Annotated in this window: 7 protein-coding genes and 3 pseudogenes; 7 read left to right on the top strand and 3 right to left on the bottom strand. The window is 58.2% G+C overall.

The window, feature by feature from the left end; all coding sequences use genetic code 11:
* Window positions 1-163: 163 nt before the first annotated feature.
* A pseudogene (locus tag FSO04_RS44375) lies at window positions 164-589 on the top strand (site-specific integrase); the annotation flags it as partial.
* The gene (locus tag FSO04_RS44370; RefSeq protein ID WP_233465441.1) at window positions 586-1,227 is read left to right on the top strand and encodes a tyrosine-type recombinase/integrase; all 642 of its coding nucleotides are present in this window, start codon (window positions 586-588) and stop codon (window positions 1,225-1,227) included. The pseudogene FSO04_RS44375 and the gene FSO04_RS44370, both read left to right, overlap by 4 nt.
* A gap of 27 nt (window positions 1,228-1,254) precedes the next feature.
* Here FSO04_RS44370 and FSO04_RS44365 read toward each other — a convergent pair whose 3' ends face one another.
* From FSO04_RS44365 to FSO04_RS44355, 3 genes are read right to left on the bottom strand one after another with little or no spacing between them, the layout of a single operon-like run.
* Window positions 1,255-2,268 (bottom strand): site-specific integrase, encoded by a 1,014-nt coding sequence (locus FSO04_RS44365; protein WP_154567660.1) that lies wholly within the window; start codon window positions 2,266-2,268, stop codon window positions 1,255-1,257.
* The gene (locus tag FSO04_RS44360) at window positions 2,261-3,208 is read right to left on the bottom strand and encodes a tyrosine-type recombinase/integrase (RefSeq protein WP_154567658.1); all 948 of its coding nucleotides are present in this window, start codon (window positions 3,206-3,208) and stop codon (window positions 2,261-2,263) included. Before FSO04_RS44360 ends, FSO04_RS44365 begins: the two co-directional genes overlap by 8 nt.
* Entirely contained in the window at window positions 3,205-4,464 is a 1,260-nt protein-coding gene (locus FSO04_RS44355; RefSeq protein WP_154567656.1) for a site-specific integrase, read from the bottom strand. The genes FSO04_RS44360 and FSO04_RS44355 overlap by 4 nt, the downstream gene beginning before the upstream one ends.
* Window positions 4,465-4,649: 185 nt before the next feature.
* On the opposite strand from FSO04_RS44355, the gene FSO04_RS44350 reads away from it, so the two are divergent.
* From FSO04_RS44350 to FSO04_RS44330, 5 genes and pseudogenes are all read left to right on the top strand, one after another.
* The gene (locus tag FSO04_RS44350) at window positions 4,650-5,078 is read left to right on the top strand and encodes a tyrosine-type recombinase/integrase (protein ID WP_233465440.1); all 429 of its coding nucleotides are present in this window, start codon (window positions 4,650-4,652) and stop codon (window positions 5,076-5,078) included.
* Between the two features lie 88 nt (window positions 5,079-5,166).
* Window positions 5,167-5,412, top strand: a pseudogene (locus tag FSO04_RS44345) (transposase domain-containing protein); the annotation flags it as partial.
* A 254-nt stretch (window positions 5,413-5,666) separates the two neighbouring features.
* Complete coding sequence (locus FSO04_RS44340; protein ID WP_154567654.1) at window positions 5,667-6,455, top strand: hypothetical protein; 789 nt, start codon at window positions 5,667-5,669, stop codon at window positions 6,453-6,455.
* A gap of 343 nt (window positions 6,456-6,798) precedes the next feature.
* On the top strand, window positions 6,799-7,080 hold the full coding sequence (locus FSO04_RS47205) for a hypothetical protein (protein ID WP_199203116.1): 282 nt from the start codon (window positions 6,799-6,801) through the stop codon (window positions 7,078-7,080).
* 190 nt (window positions 7,081-7,270) lie between these two features.
* Window positions 7,271-7,473 (top strand): annotated as a pseudogene (locus FSO04_RS44330) (transposase domain-containing protein); the annotation flags it as partial.
* Window positions 7,474-7,722 lie beyond the last annotated feature (249 nt).

Raw genomic sequence — 7,722 nt, 5'->3', positions numbered from 1 at the left:
AGAGTCTATAGCCATTAAAACTATGCCGATCCGGGCGACCTAAGAATGACCTCCCGCGGGCTCTTTACAAGCATCATCGTGATCCAATCCCGGCTTGATCGGCATTGCCACGAACGCGGCATAGTTGGCGCTACGCCGCTAGCGGCGTAGCGCCAAATCGCGCTTTGTTCCTGTCGAAGAGTCGACCCGCGAGGCACTCGAACGCTACGCGCAGAGTCGCGACCAACTCTGCCCTCTACGGGTGAGTGAAGCGTTCCTGGTGGGTGAGCGTGGTATTAGACTGAACGCCAGCGCTGTGCGCAACATGTTCGTCAGAATGTCGCGTGCGGTCGGTCTACGGCCAGCGACAAAGGATGGCCGGGCAGGTTACGGCCCACGGCTCCAGGACTTTCGACACAGTTTCGCGACTGGAAGGCTGGTTGCATGGTATCGCGCCGGACTGGACGTGAGCCGGGAATTGCCGAAACTTGCCGCCTACCTTGGACATGTCAACGTTGGTCTTACGTACTGGTACATCGAAGCGGTTCCGGAGTTGCTTGAACTTGCGGCAGGCTATCTCAGCAGGAACTGTCCGGGAGAGTGGCCATGAACGCCGCCGGCCTTCCATCCCTCGTCCAGCGTTTCTTTACCCAGCGCTTGCTCGAGCAGCAAGGTCTGAGTTCGCACACGGTGGCGAGTTACCGCGACACGTTCCGGTTGCTGCTGGCGTTCGCCATGAAGCATATCGGGCGCGTGCCGTCAAAACTGCGGATCGAAGACTTCGACGCGTCGTTGATCGAGAAATTCCTTCAGCACCTTGAACAGGACAGGGGAAATTCAGTGCGGACACGTAATACGCGCCTCGCCGCTGTGCATGCCTTCTTCCGGTTCGTCGCGGTCAGCGAGCCCGCGCTGTTCCTGCAATGTCAGCGCATCCTTGCGATTCCATCCAAACGCTGTGAACACGGCCCCGTCGAGTTTCTCACCGAGAGCGAGGCCGCATCCCTGGTAGCTGCACCCGATGTACGAACATGGATCGGCAACCGCGACCGAACGCTGCTTCTTGTAGCGGTTCAAACGGGTCTGCGCAACAGCGAACTGACCTCTCTCAGGCGTCAGGATGTGGTGCTCGGCACAGGCGCCCACGTCCGTTGCCTCGGCAAAGGCAGAAACTATGACGATCTCGGGAATATGCGCAGTTCCGCGCCACGGAGACTCGTTTGTCCTTCCGCGGTTGGCTATGCATAGCGGGTCCGAGATGTGAACTGCGCATAATTACAGGCTTTCAAGGAACTGCATCAGGCGATCGGGCGGTCGATATCGCGGGATTTTGCTGTGAGGTGGCTGCAAAGTATTGAGCGCGCGCTCCTTCATCGCCAGGTCGGCCTCGACGTACATGTGAGTCGTGGCCGGGCTTTCGTGTCCAAGCCACAGCGCAATGACGCTGAGGTCAACGCCCGATTGCAGCAGATGCGTCCCGGTCGAATGCCGGATGACATGCGGAGAAACGGGATGGCTTGATAGTTGGGGACATTGCCCGGTGGCCGTCCGGACGGCAAGCTTGAGCCGATCCGTTACGTTAGAGCGCGTCATCGGATTCCCCGAGCGATTGGGAAACAGCATCTGGTCGGGCGACGCCCCGATGCGTGGCAACCACCTTCTGATTAGGCTCGCTGTCGAGCGCCACAGAGGTACGGTGCGCTGCTTCCGACCTTTGCCGTGGATATGGGCACAGGGCGCTTTATCCAGGACGACGTCGCCCACCCGCAGACCGATCAGTTCGGAAACGCGTGCGCCAGTGTTGTAAAGAGTTGCAAACAGTACCCGGTCCCGCTGCCCGCACCAGGTCGTGGGGTCGGGCGCGGCGAGTAGCGCCTCGATCTCATCACGCGACAGGTGGCCGATGAGCGGTCTGCCGAAGCGTTTCATCGGGATGGCCAGAGTGCTTTGGATAACTGCCAGTGCAGAAATGTCCTTGAGTGATGCGTACTTCAGGAATGAACGGAGGGCAACGAGCCGCGCGTTCCGGGTACGCGCGCAATTATGTCGGTCGTCTTCCAGATGACGAAGGAAAGCCAGCACCAGCTGCACGTCGATGTCCGTCAACGCCAGGTCGGTGGGCGACTTGTGGAGATGCGCCTGAGCGAACTGGAGGAACAATCGAAATGTATCTCGGTAGCTGGCTATCGTCTGCGGACTGACTGCCCGTTGTTGCATCAACCGTTCAACGAAGAATTCCTGTAGCAGCGCCGCGAAGTTCGACGCCGAAGAATGCCTAGGCCTAGACATGGCAAGCTCCTCCTGCAAAGTGCTCAAAGCGTTGGGCCGCAATCGCCATCAGTTCGGGGATACCGGTCAGATACCAGTAGGTGTCGGTCACCTTGGCATGCCCTACGTAAGTCGACAGCATGACCATCGCGTTGTCGACGTCGACCCCTTGCTGGTACCAGAGCAACACCCGTCGGCAGATAAACGAGTGTCTCAGATCGTGGATGCGTGGAGCCGGATGATCACCACGGGCGACCCATCCAAACTGTGAACGCAAGGACCCGAAGACATCCTCAACCGTACTGATCTTCATGCTGCTTCCGTGCACGATGAAGAAGTGATCGCTTAGTGTGATGGGCCAATCGTGATCCCGTAGCTCTACGTAGCGACTGAGTGCTCGCACGACGGTTTGATGAAGTGGAACGACGCGTGACTTACGATACTTCGTATCCCGAATCATCAGCAGGCCATGATCCAGGTCGGCGTCTGCGCGTCTCAGATTAAGCGCCTCAGAAATCCGCAGTCCGGTGGACGCGATCAGCCCGAACAGGGTTGAGTAGGTGACGGGCCGCAGTTTCTCCTTCGAGGGCAAGGTTGCAGCGGCGGCCAGCAGTTCCCGGATCTCCTCATCGGTATAGATGTGCGGTGTCAGACGGCGATGAGACCGGCCGAACAGGTCACGCGCAGGAACCTCGGTGGCGGGGTCAAATTGTTGGAGATATCTTGCGAACGGGCGAACGATCTCAATCCGGCGTGCCCAGGTGATGGGCGCCTGAAGTGGTCCAGATCGAGCCCACGACGCTGCCAGATTTACGGTCAACGGGCCTTGATGGCCGGCCCGGTCGGCGAAGCGGGCAAAGTCAAGGAGCCGGCGTCCCGTGCTCTTCAGGTCAAAACCGAGGCGGCGTCTTGACGCAAGGTAGTCCTCGGCGAGCGATACCATCCTGACTGAACGTTTCATGATGCGCTCCCCGGCCAGGACAGCGCGACCCTGGCAAGGCTGCTGATATCGATCGTGGTGTAAATCGCGGTAGTATCCAGGCACCGGTGTCGAAGGATATCGGCAATCTCCTTCATGGGGACTCCTGCCTGGACCAGCCGGCTCCCTACGCTGTGTCGCAGAACATGAGTTCCACGCAGGCGTGGATCGCTGCCGCATCGCGCATGAGCGGCGCGGACGGTGTTGCGAACGACGCTCGAACCGATGGGTTCGGTAAGTGGAGCGACATGCCGCAGAAATACCGCCCGGCTATCGGAGGCCGGACGGCCGCCAGTCAGGTATTGGGCAATGGCGCGGCCGGTCCGAGTCGGCAATGGAAGCACGTCTGTTCGCCGCGCCTTGCCTGCTGATAACCGCAAGGTCCCGTCGTGCCAGTTCAGATCGTCCAGCTGGAGCGAGGCCACTTCGCCGGCGCGCAGTCCCAGGTCGACCATACACCGCGCCATCGCGTAGTCTCTGCGGCCGATCGCGGATTGGCGATCGAATGCGTTGAGAAAGCGTTCCAGCTCCGCCTCAGATAGCGTGTCTGGCAACGATGCGAACCGCCACTGAGCGATTTGCGGGATCGCGGCAATAAGGCACCGGACGTGATCTCCGTGCATGCCCCGGAAACGCAAATAGCTGCGTAGCGCGATCCCGAGGACTTTGCCTGTGCTCGGTTTGCATCCCTCGAGGTGACGGACTACGAATCGGTGAACATGTTCCGGCTTGACCTGTGCCATATCGATTCTCGACGCACCGAATCGCTCCGACAGGAATATCCGTACTATACGCGTGCGCAATGTTCTCGTAGACGGGGCCAGCCCGCAAGTCCGGTCAAGGTGTGCATCAAATTCCTTGAGTTCCTCCTGTATCAAAAGGGGCGTGAAATCGGGCCGAGGTGGTATGTCAGCTCTCTGGCGAAGCACGACAAGCAGACGATTCAAGGCTGGCCCAACATGGTTCCTGCATCGTGGTGTGCGCGATGGGCAGTCACATCGCGGTAAGTGTTCATCCAGAAAACGGCGTACCAGCGCTTCATCAATCTGACTGAGTTTGACGCGTCGCTTGCGCAGCCAATGCGCAAAGTGCGCGACGCTGCACAGATACTTACGGACGCTCCACGACGAATACCCGCGCCCGATCAAATAGCTCGAATAGGCTTGGTAGCTGGATTTGAACACGCCGTCTGTCAGCCATACCCGGGTCTGCTGCGGTATCGCGAAGTCGTTGTCCATGATGACTCTCCTCAAAAGGCCGAACTGCCTTCTGAGGAAAGCACTTTTATTATGCGTAGTCCACTACTGGCGGCAGCCGTGGAAAACCCATCGCAGAAGGACAAACGAGTCTCCGTGGCGCGGAACTGCGCATATTCCCGAGATCGTCATAGTTTCTGTCATGCAAATATTTCCATGACAGAAAGATGCGATGCACTCCGCTGCGACCGGATGTCGTTGCCGTCCTGAAAGAATGGCTACGGTATCAACCAGGCGAACCAGATGATCCTGTCTTCCCCAGTTCGCGCGGCGGTCATCTCAGTGCCGATGCTCTTCAGCGACTCGTGTCACGCAACGTCGAAATCGCGCGTCTCTCGTGCCCCTCGCTGAAGAAAAAATCAGTAACGCCCCACACGCTTCGGCACGCGGCCGCGATGAGCCTGTTGCATCACGGCGTAGACCTGACCGTGATCGCGCTCTGGCTCGGACATGAATCATCTGAGACGACCCAGATCTACCTGCACGCCGACATGCGGCTCAAGGAACGCGCGCTTGCGCACGCCAATGCGAGCGGCATTGCGCCGACGCGTTACAAACCTCCCGACCCCTTGCTTGCCTTCCTGGAGGGCCTTTGATAATGCCGACAATCCGAGCGACCCGGAACAGGGATCCGCCCAACTGATGCGCCCGTGGCTTCGGGACGCGGCATAATCCGGGAATCGGCATAACTGGGTCGAAAACCAGATACGTCCATGGGCCATCGGCAGGGCCAACTGGTTGTTCGCCGGCTCACTACGAGCAGGCCAGCGCGCTGCCGCCATCATGAGCCTGATACGCTTGGCCCAACTCAACGGGCACGACCCACACGCCTATCTGAAGGACATCCTCACGAGGCTGCCGACCCATAGAGCCACCGACATCGCGGCATTGCTGCCGCATCGCTGGCAGCCGAATGCGATCGTCGATTAGCGCAACCCGTCAAGACGGGTTCCTCGGCCGCTTACGAACGGTTCGCTTAGGCCGGTCAACTACCTACCGTAGACGCGGCACGACGCGATGAGTTGGAAGTGCCAACGGTAGTCATTCTTTGATATGGTCGTCGCCATCAACTGGGTCGATGCGTGCGGCAAAGCAGGCAGGGGACGTTCTAAAGTTTTTTCTCAGTATGCCGTTAATGGTGGTGAGTCTGTTCTTTAGAACACCCCACCTATCGGAGCCACAGTTTGAGTACGCATTTCATCGCAATTGTTGTTGAGAATCCTCCCGCTTGGGCAAACGAAACTATTCGTAACTGGGAAGAGATATTTGACCGACGTGGCGTGGCAGATGTGCTCGATTTTGTCACTCAGGAGATATCCGAGCCGCTGTCACAAATCGATATGCGCCAGGTCATCGGGCAGGATGGGCACTATGCTGGACAGACGTGGTTGGAGGCGGTAACAGACCCTCAGTACAAGCCATCGAAAATGGATTCTGCCTTTAGGAAGTACGACGACAATCCGTCGTACTATTTTTCCGGAGAGGTGCGGAATGACATGTACTTCAGCTCATTGAATGGCGGTCCGTGGTACTGTGATTCGGGCGGCAACCATCGGACCATCGTTGCAAAATTCGTGTGCGAACGTCTGTTTCGTGAACGCGGTACCTATCCGCTTGTCTGCGGAGTTCTAAAACATTCCTACTTCGCCGATCTCGAAGCGCTTGATCTTTTCAAGAAACTGCATGAGTTTCGTGACCGTGGCATTCACGTCACGGTGCAACGGCGGCAATTGAGTGACTATCTGGTAAGTGAAAAGCATATCTTCGAATACGAGCCGACTTTCTTTGTCGCTGATTTTCGCTTTGATCGGGACAACCTGCGTTCCCAATGGCTGTCCGCTCAACAGTTCCATCATTTTGCGCGCCACGTTTTAAAGCATGATGGCAGGGTTACACGATTCGAACGCTTGAAACACTACTGGCTGCAGTTCGCCTGCGGTGACTTCAGCAGCCTCATCCTTCCGCCGCAGTAGCCGCACGCCCTTTGGCAAGTCATCCGCGAGGCATCACAAAGACCCAGTCGCTCCGGCAAGCGCTCCCGCATGCCACGCCGTTTACCGATCGTCCGTGGACATGCGAATACGATTCGATACCGCGATACCCTGGATGGCCACCGGCAGGTTGAATGCGGGTACCGGCTGCGCCCAACGCTGGCGTACTGCGCATTGCTGAGGCGAGCGTGCTCTCGGAGAGTCCACGAACTTCCATCATGTACTGGGTGAAGATTGCCAGTTCTGCATCTATCGAGGCGGACGCTATCGGAGCTTGCATTGCGCGAACGATGCCGTACATGTCAAGAAAATGCATGAGCGCAGCGTGGACGTCCGCGCTCGTTCTCCGACACTGCGGCGCGCACTGGCAATGGGGCAGATGTCCGTGGATGAAGCGGTCAATCAGAGCGTCGCCGATATCGTGAAAGGCAGCATGTTGTTGTACGGCCCAGCGCAAAAAATGCGCGACACAGCGGAAGTAGCATTCCACGGTCGGTACGGCATATCCATGTTCCGTCAAATAGCGAATGTACGCATCGGCATGGGCTTCCAGGCCAGCCATGGCGAACCATCGCCGAGCAAGAATATGGCCAGATCTGAGGCGTGAGAATTTGGGCATGGCGACTCTCCTCGAAAAATGAAATCGCACGAGGAAAGTAATGCAAATTATGGAAGGTTGCCGCGCCTGCCATGCACGCGTCAGGTCCTGCAAACAGATGTCACGGCTGTCACTTCGGCGCTAACCTTCGATAACTGCAAAGTAGCGATAGGCCCTGTTATGGAAATGCTTCTCTAACAGAGCCAACTGGCTGTTCGCCGGCTCGCTACGAGCAGGCCAACGTGCTGCCGCCATCATGAGCCTGTACGCTCGGCGCAACTCAACGGGCGCGACCCGCACGCCTACCTGAAGGACATCCTCACGCGACTGCCGACCCACAGGGCCAGCGACATCGCGGCATTGCTGCCGCATCGCTGGCAGCCGGCTGTGACCGTCGGTTAGCTGAGTCCGTCAAGACGGGTTCGCTGGCCGCTTACCTTCGTCGATTGCCTTGGTGCATTTGCGTTCAGACTGGAGATTGCGGAATGGGAAGCCGGTGCGGAGGTTTTCAGGGTGTCGCGCGAGGGCAATTCCGGGAATGAAAAAGGGCGTGGTGCGAACACCACACCAAAAGGTCCTGGCTACGGGGCGTTGTGCCAGAACCCGTGATCAATTGGGGCGCCCGGTGTTTATGCTGGACAACCTGGATGC

The organism is Paraburkholderia madseniana (assembly GCF_009690905.1).
Lineage (GTDB): Bacteria > Pseudomonadota > Gammaproteobacteria > Burkholderiales > Burkholderiaceae > Paraburkholderia > Paraburkholderia madseniana.
The sequence above is the reverse complement of the archived record's forward strand: the minus strand, read 5'-3'. Positions and strand labels throughout refer to the sequence as shown.

Excerpts from the sequence above, each read along its gene's own strand:
- FSO04_RS44370 (WP_233465441.1), top strand. The coding sequence starts at position 586 with ATGAACGCCGCCGGCCTTCCATCCCTCGTCCAGCGTTTCTTTACCCAG.
- FSO04_RS44365 (WP_154567660.1), bottom strand. The coding sequence starts at position 2,268 with ATGTCTAGGCCTAGGCATTCTTCGGCGTCGAACTTCGCGGCGCTGCTA.
- FSO04_RS44360 (WP_154567658.1), bottom strand. The coding sequence starts at position 3,208 with ATGAAACGTTCAGTCAGGATGGTATCGCTCGCCGAGGACTACCTTGCG.
- FSO04_RS44355 (WP_154567656.1), bottom strand. The coding sequence starts at position 4,464 with ATGGACAACGACTTCGCGATACCGCAGCAGACCCGGGTATGGCTGACA.
- FSO04_RS44350 (WP_233465440.1), top strand. The coding sequence starts at position 4,650 with ATGCGATGCACTCCGCTGCGACCGGATGTCGTTGCCGTCCTGAAAGAA.